This is a genomic window from Pedococcus sp. (genome assembly GCF_036554925.1).
In the GTDB taxonomy this organism is placed as follows: Bacteria; Actinomycetota; Actinomycetes; order Actinomycetales; family Dermatophilaceae; genus Pedococcus_A.
In genome coordinates, this window is record NZ_DATBMI010000239.1 from 21,086 (window position 1) to 38,557 (window position 17,472).

Below are 17,472 nucleotides of genomic sequence, written 5' to 3' on the forward strand. Positions count from 1 at the left end.
AGGATGTGTTACCCGGCGTCGCGGAGCGATGCCGTTCGCTGCTCCCGCAGGAGCCGTCCCCCCCGGGGACCGTGTGCCCTGGGGGCCGCGACCACGGGTCTGCCCGTGGCGGCGCGGAGGTAGAGCGTCTCGAGCTGGGCCGCCGACGCGTCCCAGGAGTGGCGCTGGAGCACCGAGGACCGCCAGGCACGGGACGCAGCGTCGCGGGGCCGCGGGTGCTGGAGCATGAGGCTCACCGCACCGGCCAGCGCGTCCACGCTGTCGACGGGGACCATCTGGTGCCGGGCAGACCCCTCCCCGAGGACCTCACGGTGAGGCGGGATGTCGGAGACGAGGACAGGGGCGTCGTGCGAGGCCGCCTCGAGCAGCGTCAGGGGCAGGCCCTCCAGCGCGGACGGCTGCACGAACACGCCTGCGTGCTGGTAGAGCGCCGCGAGCTGGTCGCCGTAGGCGAACCCGGTGAAGACGACCCGCGGGTCGGAGGCGGCCAGGTCGCGCAGCCGGCGGGAGTAGTCGTCGGAGAACGAGGAGTCACCCACGATGGCGAGCCGGTGGTCGCCGGGGACCCGGCGGAAGGCCTCGATCAGCAGGTCCGGCCGCTTCTCCGGCACGAGCCGGCCGACGAACAGCGCATAGCGCCCGGGCTCCAGCCCGTGGCCCGCGGGCAGCGCCGAGGCCGGGACCGGCGGCCACTCGACCACCCCGTTGGGGATGAGCTCCGCCTCGCGGCCGAAGCGCGTCCGGTAGTGCTCCTCGAGAGCCTTCGAGACCACGACCACGTGGTCGGGCACGCGCCCACTCATCCAGTGCGCCGTGCCGAGGACCGCCTGCGCAGCGGCTCCCCACTTCGCTCGCTGGTGGTCGAGCCCGTGCACGGTCATGACGACGCGCGCCCGGGAGAGGAAGCGAGGCACCGGCGCGACGAGGCCCGGCCCGATGCCGTGGTAGTGGACGATGTCGGCGCCCGACGCCAGGCCCTTGGCCGTGGACGTGAGGCTGTGCACGATCGCGTCGAGGTGCTTCGTCCCCACCGTTGCCGCCGGGACGAGGTCCATCCCGAGGTACTTGCGTGACGGGATCTCGCCGTAGCTGCTGCGGCAGTAGACGGTGACCCGGTGGCCGCGCTCGACCAGCCGGCGGCCGAGGTGCTCGACGTGGTGCTCGATGCCGCCGAAGGTCGCGGGCAGCCCCTTCTGCCCGACCATGGCGATGTGCAGCGGGCGCCAGTCCGCGCTGGGCACCGCTCGCTCCTCGGCGCTGTGCACGCCGGGCCCGACGCCCTGCACGCCGGGCCCGACCGTCCCCTCACCAGACATCGCGAGCCCTCACGCCGGCTCGGTGATCATGCCGGCGGCCACGGTCCTGTTGGTCGCCTCGTCCACGAGCACGAAGCCGCCCGTCGTCCGGTTGCGTCCGTAGTCGTCGCACATGAGCGGCGCGGTGGTGCGCAGCCGCACGCGGCCGATCTCGTTGAGCCCCAGCCCTGCTGCCGCCTCATCGCGGTGCAGGGTGTTGACGTCGATCTTGTAGTTGAGGCCCTTGACGATGGTGCGCGCAGTCCGGGTCGTGTGCTTGATCGCGTACTTGCCCCCGACGCGCAGCTGTGAGGTCTCGTCCATCCAGCAGATCATCGCGTCGATGTCCTGGCTGACCTGCGGCTGGTTGGTGGGACGGCAGATGAGGTCGCCGCGCGACACGTCGATGTTGTCGGTGAGACGCACCGTCACGGACATGGGCGGGTACGCCTCGTCGACCTCGCCATCGGCAGTCTCCACGGCGGCGATCGTCGTGGTGAACCCCGACGGCAGGACCATCACCTCGTCGCCCTTGCGCAGCACACCGCCGGCCACCTGACCGGCATACCCGCGGTAGTCGTGCCAGGCGTCGGACTGCGGCCGGATGACGTACTGCACCGGGAACCGGACGTCGATCAGGTTGCGGTCGCTGGCGATGTGGACGTTCTCGAGGTGGTGCAGCAGGCTCGGCCCCTCGTACCACGACATCGTCTCCGAGCGGGTCACGATGTTGTCCCCCTTGAGCGCCGAGATCGGGATCGCCGTGAGGTCGGGGATCCGCAGCTTGCTGGCGAAGGCCGCGAACTCCTCCTTGATCTCCTCGAACACCTGCTGCGAGTAGCCGACGAGGTCCATCTTGTTGACGCAGAGGACGAGGTGCGGCACCTGGAGCAGCGTCGTCAGGAAGGCGTGGCGGCGGCTCTGCTCGAGGATGCCCTTGCGCGCGTCGACCAGCACGATCGCCAGGTCCGCCGTGGAGGCGCCGGTCACCATGTTGCGCGTGTACTGGGTGTGACCCGGTGTGTCCGCGATGATGAACTTGCGCTTGGGAGTGGCGAAGTAGCGGTAGGCCACGTCGATCGTGATGCCCTGCTCCCGCTCGGCGCGCAGGCCGTCGGTGAGCAGGGCGAGGTTGACGTGTTCCTCGCCGCGCTCCATGCTCGTCCGCTCGACCGCGGCGATCTGGTCGGCGAACACCGTCTTGGTGTCGTAGAGCAGCCTGCCGATGAGGGTGCTCTTGCCGTCGTCGACCGATCCGGCTGTGGCGAATCTCAGAATGTCCATGTCTAGAAATACCCCTCGCGCTTGCGGTCTTCCATTGCGGCTTCGCTGAACTTGTCGTCTCCCCGGGTCGCGCCCCGCTCGGTGATGCGGGTCGTCGCGACCTCGTCGATGACCTTCTCGACGGTGTCGGCGTCGGAGCGCACCGCGGCGGTCAGGCTCGCGTCGCCGACGGTGCGGTACCGCACGAGCTGGGTGGACACCTCTTCGCCGGCGCGCGGCCGGATGAACTCGTTGACCGCGAAGAGCATTCCGTCGCGGTCGACGACCTCGCGCTCGTGGGCGTAGTAGATCGACGGCAGGTCGATCCCCTCCCGCGCGATGTAGTGCCAGATGTCGAGCTCGGTCCAGTTCGACAGCGGGAAGACGCGGATGCTCTCGCCGGGGTGGATGCGCCCGTTGTAGAGGTGCCACAGCTCGGGTCGCTGGTTCTTGGGGTCCCACTGGCCGAAGTCGTCGCGGAAGGAGAAGATCCGCTCCTTGGCCCGCGCCTTGTCCTCGTCGCGCCGGGCCCCGCCGAAGATCGCGGTGAACCGGTACTTCTCCAGGGCATTCAGCAGGACCGGCGTCTGGATGCGGTTGCGGGTGCCGTCCGGGGGCTCCACGACAGTGCCGTTGTCGATGGCCTCCTGCACGCTCGCGACGACCAGCTGGACGCCCAGCTCCGTGACCCTCCGGTCGCGGAAGTCCAGGACCTCCGGGAAGTTGTGGCCCGTGTCGACGTGCATGACGGGGAACGGGATCCGCGCGGGGTAGAACGCCTTCTCGGCCAGGCGCAGCATCACGATCGAGTCCTTGCCGCCGGAGAAGAGCAGCACCGGCCGCTCGAACTCGGCGATCACCTCGCGGAAGATGTAGATCGCCTCGGACTCGAGGATGTCGAGCTGGCTCAGCTGGTAGTTCGGGTTGGCGAAGGCGTTCATCACACTGCTTCCTCGTAGTCGGCCGTCTCGGCCAGGGCGGTCAGGATCACGTCGGCGAGCTCGGGCCGGCAGATGAGCAGGTCGGGCAGCAGCGGGTTGCGCCGGTTGTAGGCGAGCGGGCTCCCGTCGATGCGGCTGGTGTGCAGCCCGGCCGCACGGGCCACGGCGACCGGGGCCGCGGAGTCCCACTCGTACTGGCCCCCGGCGTGGACGTAGGCGTCGGTGACGTCGTCGATGACCGAGCAGGCCTTGATGCCCGCCGAGCCCATCGGCACGAGCTCGGCCCCGAGGCGCTCGGCCAGGCGGGTGACGAACTCCGGCGGCCGCGACCGGCTCACCGCCAGCCGGATCGGCCCCGGCTCCCGGACCGGGGGCACCGGTCGACGGCTCGTGGAGAGCGTGGAGCCCATCGCGGGGCGGGCGACGGCGCCGGCCGCGAGCGCACCACGCTCCCAGAGCGCGACGTGGACGGCCCAGTCGACCCGAGGCAGCTCACCGAACTCCCGGGTGCCGTCCAGCGGGTCCACGATCCACACGCGGCTGGCGCCCAGGCGGGCGGCGTCGTCCGCCCCCTCCTCGCTCAGGACCGCGTCCGCAGGGCGGACCGCTGCGAGGTGCTCCATGAGGAACTCGTGGGACCGCCGGTCGCCCTGCGAGCGCAGGCTCGCGGGGTCGGTGAGCCGCCCCTGCTCCCGCAGCGAGAGCAGCAGCTCGCCGGCGGCCCCGGCGAGTTCTCTGGCGAGGTTGTCGTCATCCATGTCCGCCCAGTGGGATGTCATCAGTAGGCCCCCTGCCCCTTGAGAACGGCGCGCGCGGTGCGAGCGAGAATCTGCAGGTCGAGGACCAGCGACCAGTTGTCGACGTACCAGAGGTCCAGTCGCAGCGAGTCGTCCCACGAGAGGTCGCTGCGCCCACTCACCTGCCACAGCCCGGTGAGGCCGGGCTGGACCCGCAGCCGCCGCACGGCGTCAGGCGCGTAGCCGGCGACCTCCGTCGGCAGCGGCGGTCGAGGTCCCACCAGGGACATCTCCCCCCGGAGCACGTTGATCAGCTGCGGCAGCTCGTCGAGGGAGAACCGGCGGAGCACGCGGCCGAGCCGGGTGATGCGCGGGTCCTGCTTCATCTTGAACAGCACCGCGTTGCCGGCGTCCGACGCCGACTGCACCTCGGCCAGCCGCGCCTCGGCGTCCACGCACATGGTGCGGAACTTCAGCATCTGGAACTCCTCGCCGCGGGCGCCGACCCTGGTCTGGCGGAACAGCGCCGGGCCCGGGGAGTCGATCCGGACCGCGATCGCTATCAGGCCGAGCACCGGCGCGGCGAGGAGGAAGAAGAGGACGGAGAGGGTGCGGTCGACGCTCGACTTGACCAGTCGCCGAGCCCCGGACATCACGGGGCGCTCGACGTGCAGGAGCGGGATGCCCGCCACCGGTCGGATCGACAGACGGGGCCCGGCCACCTCGACGATGCCCGGTGCCACCACGAGGTCGACGCCGCGCTCCTCCAGGGCCCAGCTGAGGCGACGGAGCGCCTTGTTCTCCATGTCGAGGTGGTTCGACACCGCGACCACCTCGGCGTCGAACAGGTCGACCGTCGACATCGCCTGGGCGGGGTACCCGAACACGGGCACTCCCTCGACGGACGTCAGCCCGTCGCCGCTGGTGTCGAGACCCGAGACACAGGCTGCGACCACGTGCATGCCCTGGGACGGAGCCCGGCGGATCTCGCGGATGAGGCGCCCGATCGAGTTCACGTCGCCGATCACCACGGTGCGCTCGAGGTCACGGCCCCGGGTGCGGCGGCGGTAGAGCGACCGGCGCAGCATGTGCCGCGAGAGGAGGCCGCCGACGAGCAGCAGCGGAAGGACGACGATGACGGTGTTGCGGCCGATGTCGGCCTTCGCGGCATACGACACGAAGGCCACCAGGCAGAAGAGGGCCACCGATGCGTGGAACACCGCGCGGTACTCCTCCGTCGTCGTCCCGAGGTAACGCTTCTCGTAGCCGTGGCTGAGCGACAGCGCGCTGACCCAGATCAGGGCGACCGCGACGATGAACAGGGCGACCTTGAGGGCGCTCGGGCGCTGGAAGGCGACCTGCGCAGTCACCGCCGCGGCTCCCATGCCGATGAGGAGGTCGGTGGCGACAGCTGACCGTCGGTAGCTCTCGTGCCAGCGGCGCCGCGCCCTGCCCGGGCGGTCCGCCACCGCGACCGGACCCCCCACGGTCGCGGTGGCGGGCGCGACGGGCGACGGCGGGACGGCGGCGCGGACCGCCTTCGAGGCCCGTCCGGCTGGCGCGGCCGGAGCCACCGTCGGAGCCGGCGCGTCGTCGGGCGCAGGCGGTGGCACCTGTCCGACGACAGGAGGCTCCTCACCCCTCGCCCATGCCTGATCAGTCATGTACACCCCCGCGCTGTGCTGATCCTGGGCCGACCGTAAACCCGGGGTAAGGGGTTGCACAGGGCTTCGCAAACTATTGCGGGGGCCTTGAACTTCCCTGCTATACAACGGAATTCGCAGGCTAAACCGATCACTGGAGGCCCTGCTACCACCGCGGTTCTACAGTCCGGGACGTAGCCGTCTAGGCAGGTTGCTGTAGACGAACCGGCGCAAAGCAGCCGAGGTCATACCACTCCCCCACCAGCAAACTGCGCAGGCCCTGACCTGCGGTTGGTGGGGGTCGCAGGGGTGCCCGGGGAGAAAATAGTCAGTGACTAGTCACTGACCACCGGGAGGCCCGCCTGGCCCTCGACTGCGGCAAATGACGTACCGCCGTTGGGGTCTCAGACGGCCGGGCTGTGCCACCGCTGCTGGGCCGCCAGCAGGCCCTCGGTGACGAGCTGCTCGACCGCGTCGGCAGCGTCGCCGACGAGGAAGGGGAGGTCCTTGCGCTCGGCAGCCGAGAAGTCGCGGAGCACGAAGTCGGCAGGGTCCATCCGGCCCGGGGGGCGGCCGATGCCGACGCGGACCCGGAGGTAGTCGCGGGTCCCGAGCGCAGAGCTGATCGAGCGCAGCCCGTTGTGGCCGCCTTCGCCCCCGCCCTGCTTGAGCTTCACGGCGCCTGCCGGGATGTCGAGCTCGTCGTGGATCACGACCAGGCGGTCGGCGGCCAGGCCGTAGAACTGGAGCAGCGCCTTGACCGGCCCGCCGGACTCGTTCATGTAGGACGAGGGCACCGCCAGCACGGCGCGGGGCCCGGGCGCCCCCCCGGGCAGCACCCCGAGTCGCGCCTCAGCCACTCCCGCCCTCGCCTTGTGGCTCTTGAGGCGACCGCCACCATGTCGGCCGGCCAGCTCGTCGACCACCATGGCGCCGACGTTGTGGCGGTTTCCGGCATACCTCGGCCCGGGGTTGCCGAGTCCCACGACGAGCCAGCTGTCCATGGGGTGCAAGTATGCCGAAGGGCCCGGTCCGCAGCGGACCGGGCCCTTCGGGGCGACCACCTGGGGGTGGGGGGCCTCAGGCCCCCTCGCCCTCCGCCTTCTCGGCGGCCGCGGGAGCCTCGCCCTCGGCGGGGGCCTCGGCGGCCTCGGCCTCGGGGGCCTCAGGCTCCTCGTGCTCGATGCCGGCCTCGGCCTCGGCCTCGGCGAGCTCGGCCTCGAGGGCCTCGGCGGAGATCTGCTGGGTGACGTTGACGACCAGGGTCTCGGCGTCGGTGAGGAGCTCGGCGCCACGCGGCAGCTCGACCTCGGAGGCCTTGATCTGGGTGCCGGCCTCGAGGCCCTCGACCGAGATGGTGACGTTCTCGGGGATGTGGGTGGCCTCGACGGCGAGCTGCAGGGTCTGCGCGTCGACGGTGACGACGGTCTCGGCCGCGGCCTCGCCCTCGACGTGGACCGGGACGTCGACGTGGACCTTCTCGCCCTTCTTCACGATGACGAGGTCGACGTGCTCGATGACCGGCTTGATCGGGTCGCGCTGGACGTCCTTCGCGAGGGCCAGCTGCTCCTTGCCGTCGACCTCGATGGTCAGCAGCGCGTTGACGTGCTTGAGCGCCATCATGGTGTCGTGGCCGGGCAGGGTGATGTGGACCGGCTCCGCGCCGTGGCCGTACATGACGGCCGGGATCTTGTGGTCGCGGCGGATCTTGCGGGCCGCGCCCTTGCCGAACTGGGTGCGGGTCTCGGCGACGAGCTTGGTCTCGGACACGAACTTCTCCTGAGGTCTCGGGTGGTTCGCGCCTGCCAGGGGGCGGCACGCACAAACCTGGTCTGCGGTGGTTGGTCTCTTGTGCGGTGGGCCTCGACGCGGGGCGCGGCACGGACGATCGGCACGTGCGGCACCGTCAGACGGGTCTTCGGGCGCCACCGCGTCGATCACGGACCCAGGTGCGGACTGCGCCGCGCTGCGTCCCTCGCCGAGGCAACCCGACGAGTTTAGGGGACAGGAGTGGGCACTGCGAAATCCGCGTCGGCCTGACCGGTGCGCACGGCCACGGGCCGGGAGGCGCGGACCTCGGCGAGGCGCACGGCCACGACTCCGGCGACGATCAGCAGGCCGCCGGCGAGCTGCACCAGGCCCGGCAGCTCCCCGACCAGCAGCCACGCGAAAGCCACGGCGAAGAGCACCTCGGTGAGCATGAGGAAGGAGGAGAGGGTGGCACCGAGCAGGCGCACCGCGCCGATGCCGGCGGCATAGGCGAAGGCCGCGGCGACGACGGCGAGCTCCGCCACCGGCACCCACCAGGCCACGAGCACTCCCCCGACGGTGACGTCGGCCGTGGAGGCCTCCATCGGCAGGAGCCGCACGAGACCGGCGGCCCCGAGGACGACGGCGCCCACCACGAGCCCGGCCCAGGCCAGCACGAGCGGGGGCAGCGACTCCTCGTGCTCGTGGGCGGAGAGGAGGAAGTAGCCGACGAGCCCACCGGCCGCCGCGAGCCCCCACAGCACACCGACCAGGCTCAGGCGCACCCCACCGAAGACGTCGAGGACGAGCAGCAGCCCGGCGACGGCGAGCACCACACCCGCCAGGGTGAGCCGGTTGGGGCGGGCACCCCGCAGCCACAGGTAGCCGACGATCAGCACGGGCGCGAGGTACTCGAGGAGCAGGGCCACCGCGACGGAGAGCCGCTCCACGGCGTTGAAGTAGGCGAACTGGCAGAGAGCGACCGCCACGAGGCCGTAGACCATCGCGAAGCGGGCGTTGCGCCACAACAGCCTCCACCGACCCCGCAGGGCCACGACCACGACGGGGAGCAGGACGAGGGCGGCGCCGGCCATCCGGGCGGTGACCACCGCCCCGGGGCTCCAGCCGCTGGTGAGCAGCGCCTTGGCGAACGCCCCGGAGCTGCCGAAGGTGGCCGCGGAGGCGAGGGCCAGACCGAGCCCGAGTCCGGTGCGCGACGTGGTCGGCGACGCGGTGGGCTTCCGGGTGGGGGCGTCGGCACGGACGCTCACCGACCTCTGCTCGGACGTCATGCCCGCGCTCCTCACCGTCAGGGGCAAAAACCCTTATGGTGATGACAGTAGAAGTCGACCACGTCAGGAGTCAAGGTGCTTTTCGCTCATGACACCGAGAGTGCCCTGGTGGCGGCCGCGGCCCTCGTCAACACGGCGACGGACGGCGACACGCTGCAGACCGTGGCGGACCTCGACCGGTTCGTCGAGCGCTACGGCTGGACGGGGTCGAGGACCCGAGACCGCGAGGAGCTCGAGGCTGTGCGGGCGCTGCGACCCCGGCTGCGCGAGATCTGGGTGGCGGAGACCGACGAGGCCGTCGCGGGGATCAACGCGCTCCTGGCGGAGCACGGCGCCCTGCCGCACCTCGTGCGGCACGACGAGTGGGACTGGCACCTGCACGCGACGCCCCCCGAGGCGCCCCTGGCCACCCGCATGGCGGTCGAGGCGGCGATGGCCCTGGTCGACGTCGTGCGCGGCGGCGAGACGGCCCGGCTCGGGGTGTGCGCGGCCGACGACTGCGACGACGTCGTCATCGACCTGTCCAAGAACCGCTCCCGCCGCTACTGCGAGAAGGGGTGCGGCAACCGAGCCAACGTCGCGGCCTACCGCGCCCGCAAGTCCCGGGCCGCCGGGTAGCCCTCGCCCGGCATACGCGCCCGGTGGTCCGCGACGTCAGGCGCGGCCGTCGAAGAGGCTCGTGACCGAGCCGTCCTCGAAGACCTCCTGGATCGCGCGGCTGATCAGCGGTGCGATCGAGAGCGTGGTGAGCTTGTCGAACTGCTTGGCGTCGTCGATCGGGAGGGTGTTGGTGACGATGACCTCGCGCGCGCTGCACGCCTTGAGGCGGTCGACGGCCGGCCCGGACAGGATCGCGTGCGTCGCTGCGATGACCACGCCCGCGGCGCCGTCGTCCATGAGCGCGTCGGCCGCCTTGGTGATGGTGCCGGCGGTGTCGATCATGTCGTCGACGAGGACGCAGATCCGACCGCGCACCTCACCGACGACACGGTTGGCGACCATCTCGTTGGGCCGGTTGATGTCGCGCGTCTTGTGGATGAAAGCCAGCGGCGCGCCGCCGAGCCGCTCCGACCACTGCTCGGCCACCTTGATCCGGCCGGCGTCCGGCGAGACGACGGCGAGCTTCTCGTGGCCGTACTTCTGGGCGACGTAGTCGCTGAGGATCGGCAGCGCCATGAGGTGGTCCACCGGCCCGTCGAAGAAGCCCTGGATCTGCGCGGTGTGGAGGTCCACCGCCATCAGGCGGTTGGCTCCCGCGGTCTTGAACATGTCGGCGATCAGGCGGGCCGAGATCGGCTCCCGCCCGCGGTGCTTCTTGTCCTGACGCGCGTAGCCGTAGAACGGCAGGACCACCGTGATCCGCTTGGCCGAGGCGCGTTTCAGCGCGTCGATCATGATCAGCTGCTCCATGATCGCCTCGTTGAGCGGCGTGCTGTGGCTCTGGATGACGAAGGCGTCCGAGCCGCGCACCGACTCCTCGTAGCGCACGTAGATCTCGCCGTTCGCGAAGTCGTAGGCCGCCGTCGGCACCAGCTCGGTGCCGAGGAGCTGCGCGACCTCCTGCGCCAGCTCGGGGTGGGCACGGCCCGAGAAGACCATGAGGTTCTTCTCGGTGGTCTTGAGGATGCCGGTCACGGCTGGTCCGCCTCTCCTGCGGTGGGGGTATGCCGCGCGGCCACCTCGGCGGCGTGCGCCGCCTCTGCCGCCTCGGCCGTCGCGGTGCCGGGCCGCTTGCGGGCCACCCAGCCGGCGATGTTGCGCTGCTGGCCGCGGGCCACGGCGATCTGCCCGGGCCCGACGTCGGTGGTCACGGCGGAGCCCGCGCCGACGTACGCGCCGTCGGCGACGTGCACCGGTGCGATGAGCACGGAGTCCGAGCCGACGAAGGAGTGCGCGCCCACGGTCGTGTGGTGCTTGGCCACCCCGTCGTAGTTGGCGAAGATCGTGCCCGCCCCGATGTTGGCGCCCTCGCCGATGGTGGCGTCGCCGCAGTAGGTGAGGTGCGGCACCTTGGCGCCGGTGCCGTTCTTCGCGTTCTGGGTCTCGACGAAGCCGCCGATCTTGCCCTTGGCGCCGAGCTCGGTGCCGGGCCGGAGGTACGAGAACGGGCCGACCGTCGCGTCCGGGCCGATCACGGCCAGCAGCGCCTCGGTGCGCTTCACCTCGGCCCGCTCGCCCACCTCGGTGCCGTCGAGCGTGGTGTCGGGGCCGATCACGGCGTCGGCGCCGACCACGGTCGCGCCGAGCAGCTGGGTCCCCGGCAGGATGGTCGCGTCGCGCCCGATGGTGACGTCGGCGTCGATCCAGGTCGTGTCGGGGTCGACGATGGTGACGCCCTCGCGCATCCACCTCTCGGTGATCCGGCGGTTGAGCTCCTTGCCCAGGCGGGCGAGCTGGACCCGGTCGTTGACCCCCTCGGTCTGCCACAGGTCGTCGATGAGGTGGGCGCTGACCCGTCGGCCCGACGTGCGGGCGATGGCCAGCACGTCCGTGAGGTACTTCTCGCCCTGCGCGTTGTCGGTGCTGACCTGGGTCAGCGCGTCCCGCAGGACGCCGGCGTCGAACGCGTAGATACCGGAGTTGATCTCGGTGATGGCGAGCTGCCCGGGGGTGGCGTCCTTGTGCTCGACGATGCCCTCGACGGCGTCGTCGGCGCCGCGCAGGATCCGGCCGTAGCCCGTGGGGTCCGCCAGGTTCGCGGTGATGACCGTGACCGCGCTGCCGCTGGCGGCATGGTGGTCGACGAGCTGGTGCAGTGTCTCTCCGGAGAGCAGGGGCACGTCGCCGTAGGTGACCAGGATGGTGCCCTCGAGCTCCTTGGGGAGCACCTCGAGCGCGCACTCGGCGGCGCGGCCCGTGCCCTTGACCTCGTCCTGGTCGGCGATGATCGCGTCGGGGTCGACCTCGGCGACATGCGCCGCCACGAGGTCGCGCTCGTGCCGCACGACCACGGCGAGGTGCTCCGGCCCGGTCTCCCGGGCTGCTGCGATCGCGTGGCCGACGAGGGTGCGCCCGGCGATGCGGTGCAGGACCTTCGGGGTGGCCGACTTCATCCGGGTGCCCTCGCCGGCGGCGAGGACGATGACGGCGGCAAGTCGGGGGGTGCCGTGGGGAGTGCTCACGCGCGAGGGCTCCAGCTCTGTCGGGTGCCACAGGACGGCGTCATGCTACCGGCCGGTCGAGGGGTGGTCATGCCCGCGCCTCGCCCCTCGGGCCAGCACTTTCCCGCCAGCCCCACCAGTCCCATCCGAGTCCTCGTGCGGGCCCACGCCCGAGCGCCACCGGCGGGCCTCAGGCGTTCCGCATCGCGTCCAGCAGCTCGTCGAGGGCCGCCAGGGAGTGGCCGGAGACCAGCACGTCGACGTGGGGCAGCGCCGCGGCCATGCCCCCCGTGAGGGGCTCGTACCCCTCCCCGGCAGAGCGCGGGTTGACCCAGATCACCCGGTGCGCGAGCAGCGCGAGGCGTGCCGCCTGCTCTCCCAGCAGTGCCGGGTCGGCGCCCTCCCAGCCGTCGGAGACGACCACCACCACGGCGCCGCGGGCCATGCCGCGTCGGCCATGGACATCGAGGAAGTCCTTGATCGCGGCCCCGATGCGCGTGCCACCCGACCAGTCCGGTGCGGCCTCCGCGGCCCGCACCAGCGCCTCGTCGGGGTCTCCCGAGGCCAGCGCCCTGGTCACCCGGGTCAGGCGGGTGGCCATCACGAACGCCTCGGCGCCGGCGCCCCGGACCGCCCCCTGCAGGAGGTCCAGGTAGACCCGGGAGTAGGCCTCCATGGAGCCCGACACGTCCGCGATGAGGACGATGCGCCGAGGCCGCTGCCGTCGCTGACGGTAGTCCCGCCGCACCGGGTCGCCGCCCGTGCGCCGTGCCCGCCGCAGGGTCCGCCGCAGGTCCAGGCGGCGCCCTGCCGGGGCGCGACTGGTGCGACGGGTGCGGCGGCGGGGGGCGGCGAACCGCAGCGCTGCCACGAGCCGACGCAGGGCAGCCAGCTCATCTGGGGTGTAGGCCGCGAAGTCCTTGTGGCGCAGGCGTTCCTCGGCGCTGGCGGTCATCCTCAGCCTGCCGTTCCGCTGGTCCGGCCCCTCTCGGCCCTGGTCGAGGGGAGGACCTGCAGGCGCCGGGGACGGCCGGTCTGCACCAGCTGCCGCCGAGGCCACGTGTGGCAGGGTCTTGGCTCCGGGTCGGCGCTGCGCCGGCACCTCGGGCGCCCGCAGGTCGCCGCGACGGTCGGCGACGTCGGTCACCTGGCCGGGGCTGCCGAAGAGGCTGCGGAACTCCTGGTCGAACGCCGCGAGCTGGCCGGGGTCGTCGACCAGCGTGACGCGGGCCAGCCAGTACAGCTCGGTCAGCGTGCGCGGCAGCGCCAGGCCGACGGCGGCGGCGAACCTCACCGACCGCTCCGGACTCGCTGCCACCCCCGCCTCCCGCAGCCGCCGGGCGAACCCGGCGGCGACGGCGGCAAGGTCGCCGCCCGGCTGGACCGCCGTGCTCGGCCACCCGTTGCCCACCGGCCGGCCCTCAGTCACCGCGGGCGATCCACGCGCCGCCCCGTGCCGCCGCCGCGTCGAGGTCCTCGCGGTACTTCAGCACGGTGCCGAGGGTGCCCGCCGCGACGTCGGCGTCGAGCCCCTCCGCACCCGGGCCGTCCGCGCCGAGGAGGTGCAGGGTGCGCACCCAGTCGATCGCCTCGGCGACGCCCGGCGGCTTCTGCAGGTCCAGGCCGCGCAGCCGCTGCACGGCACCGGCCACCGACCGTGCCAGCGGCTCGGACGCCCCCGGGACGTGCCTGCGGATGATGGCAGCGGCACGCGCCACGTCGGGGTAGTCGATCCAGTGGTAGAGGCACCGCCGTTTGAGGGCGTCGTGCAGGTCGCGGGTGCGGTTCGAGGTGAGCACCGCCAACGGGGGCATCGTCGCGCGCACGGTGCCGATCTCCGGGATCGTGATCGACCCCTCCGCCAGCAGCTCGAGGAGAAACGCCTCGAACTCCTCGTCTGCCCGGTCGACCTCGTCGATGAGCAGCACCGCGGGCAGGGGGCCCGTGTGCCGCACCGCCTGGAGCAGGGGACGTTCGACCAGGTAGTCGCTGCCGAACAGCTCCGACTCCTGCAGATGCGTGCCGGAGGCCTCGGCGAGGCGGATGGCCAGGAGCTGGCGCGGGTAGTTCCACTCGTAGAGCGCTTCGGCGGCCTCGATGCCGTCGTAGCACTGCAGGCGGATCAGGGGCGTGCCGAGCAGCTCGGCCAGCGACTTGGCGGCCTGCGTCTTGCCGACGCCGGCCTCACCCTCGAGCAGGATCGGCTGGGGAAGCCGGGCGGCGCAGAAGAGCGCGGTCGCCAGGCCCTCGTCGGTCAGGTAGCCGGTCGCCTCCAGCCTCCTTCTCAGCGTGGCGACGTCGGGCAGCAGCGTCGAGAGCTGCGGGGCCGGCCCGACCTCGTCCCCAGGCTCGCCCCCAGCCGCGGTTCCCGCCGGCGCGGTCACGAGGCGAGGTACCCGGCCGGGTCGGCGGCGAACGCCCGCAGGCAGCCGGACCCGCAGAACCAGTACCTCGTGCCGTCATGATCCAGGTGCAGGGAGGTCTCGACCGCCACCACCGACATGCCGCACACCGGGTCGGTCTCGACCCTGGGCCGCGGGTCGGGTGAGGTGTCCGCCGGCTCCTCCGTCAGCGGACGACCGGTCATCTGGCGGCGTTCAGCCACGATCTCGGCCAGGATCGACAGCGCCACCTCCTGGGGCGTCCGGGCCCCGATGTCCAGCCCGGCGGGGGTGTGCACCCGCGCCCTGGCGGCTTCGTCGACGTCAAGGCTGGCGACGACCTGCTCGCCCCGCTTGCGGCTGGCGACGAGGCCCACGTAGTCGATCCCGGCGGCGAGCGCGGCAGCGAGCACCTCCTCCTCGTCCCTGCCGTGGGTGGCGCACACCACGGCGGCGGCGCGAGCGGGGGTGGCCGTCGGTGCCGCCTCCACCAGGTATCCGAGCCCCACAGCCAGCTGGGTCAGCGCCGTCGCGATCGGTCCTTCGCCGTGGACGACGAGCAGCGGCGCCGGGACGACTGGCTCGAGGAAGATCTCGAGCGTGCCTCCCGAGAGGCAGGGGTTGTGCACCGACAGCCGAGCAGAGGCACCCGACGGTCCCGCCTCGGGTGGTGTCCCACCCGGCTCCGCCGTGATGCGCAGGAGCAGCGGCTCACCGGAGTCGAGCAGGGCCAGGCTCTGGGCCCTGACCGTGGACTCGGCGCACGCCCCTCCGACGAATCCCTCGATGGTGCCGTCGGCGAAGACGAGCGCCTCGTCCCCCGGCTTGGCGGAGGTGGGCCGGTCGGCGAGGACGACGGTGGCGTGCACGAAGGGCACTCCCTCAGCGCGCAGGGCCACGGCGCGGGCCTCGACGTCCGGCCGGCTCACTGGACTGCCAGGTCGGTGCGCACGGGTCGGCCCTGCATCGCCATCCACACGTTGGCAGGGGTCAGCGGCATGTCGGCGTGACGCACCCCGAAGGGCTCGAGGGCGTCGACCACCGCGTTCACCACCGCTGCAGGCGACCCCACCGTGGCGGACTCGCCGACTCCCTTGCAGCCGAGCGGGTGGTGGGGCGAGGGCGTCACCGTCTCGCCGAGCTCCCAGCTGGGGCACTCCAGGGACGTCGGCAGCAGGTAGTCCATGAACGAGCTGCCGGTGCAGTTGCCGTCCTCGTCGAACGCGATGACCTGCATCAGTGCCATGCCGACACCGTCGGCGAGGCCGCCGTGGATCTGGCCCTCGACGATCATGGGGTTGATCCGCGGGCCGCAGTCGTCCACGGCGATGAACCGGCGCACCTTCACCTCGCCCGTTCCGGCGTCGACGTCGACGACGGCGATGTAGGCGCCGAACGGGTACGTGAGGTTGGGCGGGTCGTAGACCACCGACGCGTCCAGGTGGCCCTCGACGCCCTCGGGCAGCTCGAGGGTCCCGTGGGACAGCATGGCCACCTCCTGGATCGTCCTGCCCTGGCTCGGGTCGCCCTTGACGTACCAGCGCCCGAGCTCCCACTCGAGGTCTGCGGGACTGCACTCCAGGGCGGCTGCGGTGATGACCCGCGCCTTGTCGCGGATGCGTTGGGAGACGACGGCGGCGGCGGCGCCGGAGACCGGAGTGGAACGCGAGCCGTACGTTCCCAGGCCGAAGGGGGTGTTGCTGGTGTCGCCGTGGATGACGTCGACGTCCTCGGGCGGGATGCCGAGCTCGTGCGCCACGATCTGCGCGAACGTCGTCTCGTGCCCCTGGCCCTGGGTCTGCACCGACAGCCGCAGCTGGGCCTTGCCCGTGGGGTGCACCCGCAGCTCGCAGCCGTCCGCCATACCCAGCCCCAGGATGTCCATGTGCTTGCGCGGGCCGGCACCCACGCCCTCGGTGAAGAAGCTCACGCCGATGCCCATGAGCTCGCCGCGCCCGCGCTTCTCCGCCTGCTCACGGCGCAGGTCCTCGTAGCCGGCGATCTCCATGGCCTTGCGGAGGGCGCGGGGGTAGTCGCCGGAGTCGTACTCCCAGCCGGTCATCGTCGTGTACGGGAACTGCTCTGGGCGCAGGAGGTTCCGCATCCGCAGCTCAGCAGGGTCGATGCCGAGCTCGTCGGCGAGCACGTCGACCATGCGCTCGACGAGGTAGACGGCCTCGGTGATCCGGAACGAGCAGGCGTAGGCCACACCGCCGGGCGCCTTGTTGGTGTAGACCCCCGAGACCTTGCAGTGGGCGGCCTCGAGGTCGTAGCTGCCGGTGAAGATGTGGAAGAACCCGGCCGGGAACTTCGTCGGCTGCGCGGTGCCGTTGAAGGCCCCGTGGTCGGCGAGCACGTCGACCCGCAGCCCGGTGATCCTGCCGTCGCGAGTCGCCGCGATCTCACCCTTCATGTGGTAGTCGCGGGCGAAGGAGGTCGACATGAGGTTCTCGCTGCGGTCCTCGACCCACTTGACCGGCTTCCCGGTGACGATCGAGCCGACCACGGCCAGCACGTAGCCGGGGTAGATCCCCACCTTGTTGCCGAAGCCTCCACCGATGTCGGGCGAGATGATCTGGATGTTGTGCTCCGGGATCCCTGCGACCAGCGCGTAGACGGTGCGGTGGGCGTGGGGGGCCTGGTTCGTCGACCAGACGGTGAGCCGTCCCGTCACCTTGTCCATGCTCGCGATCGTGCCGCACGTCTCCATCGGCGCCGGGTGCGAGCGCGGGTAGAGCATGTCCTGCTTCACCACCACGTCGGCCCTGGCGAAGACGTCGTCGGTGCTGGCCTTGTCGCCGGCCTCCCAGTCGAAGATGTGGTTGTCGGTCCTGCCCTCCTTGTCGTCGCGGATGACGGCGGTACCGGGATCGAGGGCGCGGCGCGCGTCGATGACGACCGGCAGCTCCTCGTACTCGACGTCGATCAGCTCGAGCGCGTCGCGGGCGGCGTAGTGGTCGTCGGCGACGACGAAGGCGACCTCCTGGCCCTGGAAGCAGACCTTGTCGAGCGCGAGCACGGCCTGCACGTCGTTGGACAGCGTCGGGGCCCAGGCCAGGCCCTGCGCCTC

The 17,472-nt window shown here is 71.8% G+C and carries 15 protein-coding genes; 1 reads left to right on the forward strand and 14 read right to left on the reverse strand.

Annotated elements, in window-relative coordinates:
* Nucleotides 1-8: 8 nt before the first annotated feature.
* From VIB11_RS17470 to VIB11_RS17505, 8 genes are all read right to left on the reverse strand, one after another.
* Nucleotides 9-1,316: a glycosyltransferase family 4 protein gene (locus VIB11_RS17470; RefSeq protein ID WP_332057342.1), complete on the reverse strand. Its 1,308-nt coding sequence runs from the start codon at nucleotides 1,314-1,316 to the stop codon at nucleotides 9-11.
* 9 nt (nucleotides 1,317-1,325) lie between these two features.
* Nucleotides 1,326-2,579: a sulfate adenylyltransferase subunit CysN gene (gene cysN, locus VIB11_RS17475; protein ID WP_332057343.1), complete on the reverse strand. Its 1,254-nt coding sequence runs from the start codon at nucleotides 2,577-2,579 to the stop codon at nucleotides 1,326-1,328.
* A gap of 2 nt (nucleotides 2,580-2,581) precedes the next feature.
* Complete coding sequence (gene cysD / locus VIB11_RS17480; protein WP_332057344.1) at nucleotides 2,582-3,499, reverse strand: sulfate adenylyltransferase subunit CysD; 918 nt, start codon at nucleotides 3,497-3,499, stop codon at nucleotides 2,582-2,584.
* Complete coding sequence (locus tag VIB11_RS17485) at nucleotides 3,499-4,278, reverse strand: 3'(2'),5'-bisphosphate nucleotidase CysQ (RefSeq protein WP_332057345.1); 780 nt, start codon at nucleotides 4,276-4,278, stop codon at nucleotides 3,499-3,501. Before VIB11_RS17485 ends, cysD begins: the two co-directional genes overlap by 1 nt.
* Nucleotides 4,278-5,705, reverse strand: coding sequence for a sugar transferase (locus VIB11_RS17490; protein WP_332057346.1), 1,428 nt, complete (start codon nucleotides 5,703-5,705; stop codon nucleotides 4,278-4,280). The genes VIB11_RS17485 and VIB11_RS17490 overlap by 1 nt, the downstream gene beginning before the upstream one ends.
* A gap of 578 nt (nucleotides 5,706-6,283) precedes the next feature.
* Entirely contained in the window at nucleotides 6,284-6,883 is a 600-nt protein-coding gene (gene pth, locus VIB11_RS17495; RefSeq protein ID WP_332057347.1) for an aminoacyl-tRNA hydrolase, read from the reverse strand.
* A 76-nt stretch (nucleotides 6,884-6,959) separates the two neighbouring features.
* On the reverse strand, nucleotides 6,960-7,649 hold the full coding sequence (locus tag VIB11_RS17500; protein WP_332057348.1) for a 50S ribosomal protein L25/general stress protein Ctc: 690 nt from the start codon (nucleotides 7,647-7,649) through the stop codon (nucleotides 6,960-6,962).
* Nucleotides 7,650-7,876: 227 nt separating this feature from the next.
* A complete protein-coding gene (locus VIB11_RS17505) occupies nucleotides 7,877-8,920 on the reverse strand; it encodes a DMT family transporter (RefSeq protein ID WP_332057349.1) in 1,044 nt (347 codons plus the stop codon).
* A gap of 75 nt (nucleotides 8,921-8,995) precedes the next feature.
* Between VIB11_RS17505 and VIB11_RS17510 the strand changes: the two genes are divergently transcribed.
* Entirely contained in the window at nucleotides 8,996-9,538 is a 543-nt protein-coding gene (locus VIB11_RS17510) for a CGNR zinc finger domain-containing protein (RefSeq protein WP_332057350.1), read from the forward strand.
* A gap of 36 nt (nucleotides 9,539-9,574) precedes the next feature.
* Here the strand turns inward: VIB11_RS17510 and VIB11_RS17515 are convergent, their stop codons facing one another.
* The 6 genes from VIB11_RS17515 to VIB11_RS17540 form a co-directional block, all read right to left on the reverse strand.
* Entirely contained in the window at nucleotides 9,575-10,555 is a 981-nt protein-coding gene (locus tag VIB11_RS17515) for a ribose-phosphate diphosphokinase (RefSeq protein WP_332057351.1), read from the reverse strand.
* Nucleotides 10,552-12,042 carry a bifunctional UDP-N-acetylglucosamine diphosphorylase/glucosamine-1-phosphate N-acetyltransferase GlmU gene (gene glmU / locus VIB11_RS17520; protein ID WP_332057352.1) on the reverse strand — a complete coding sequence of 497 codons (1,491 nt, stop codon included), beginning with the start codon at nucleotides 12,040-12,042 and terminating at the stop codon, nucleotides 10,552-10,554. The genes VIB11_RS17515 and glmU overlap by 4 nt, the downstream gene beginning before the upstream one ends.
* 169 nt (nucleotides 12,043-12,211) lie before the next feature.
* Nucleotides 12,212-13,450, reverse strand: coding sequence for a vWA domain-containing protein (locus VIB11_RS17525; RefSeq protein ID WP_332057353.1), 1,239 nt, complete (start codon nucleotides 13,448-13,450; stop codon nucleotides 12,212-12,214).
* Entirely contained in the window at nucleotides 13,443-14,330 is an 888-nt protein-coding gene (locus VIB11_RS17530) for a MoxR family ATPase (RefSeq protein WP_332057356.1), read from the reverse strand. The genes VIB11_RS17525 and VIB11_RS17530 overlap by 8 nt, the downstream gene beginning before the upstream one ends.
* Nucleotides 14,331-14,401: 71 nt before the next feature.
* Nucleotides 14,402-15,331 carry an XdhC family protein gene (locus VIB11_RS17535; protein WP_332057354.1) on the reverse strand — a complete coding sequence of 310 codons (930 nt, stop codon included), beginning with the start codon at nucleotides 15,329-15,331 and terminating at the stop codon, nucleotides 14,402-14,404.
* Nucleotides 15,328-17,472, reverse strand: a 2,145-nt coding sequence (locus VIB11_RS17540) for an aerobic carbon-monoxide dehydrogenase large subunit (RefSeq protein ID WP_332057355.1), incomplete at its 5' end; no start/stop codon positions are given. The genes VIB11_RS17535 and VIB11_RS17540, both read right to left, overlap by 4 nt.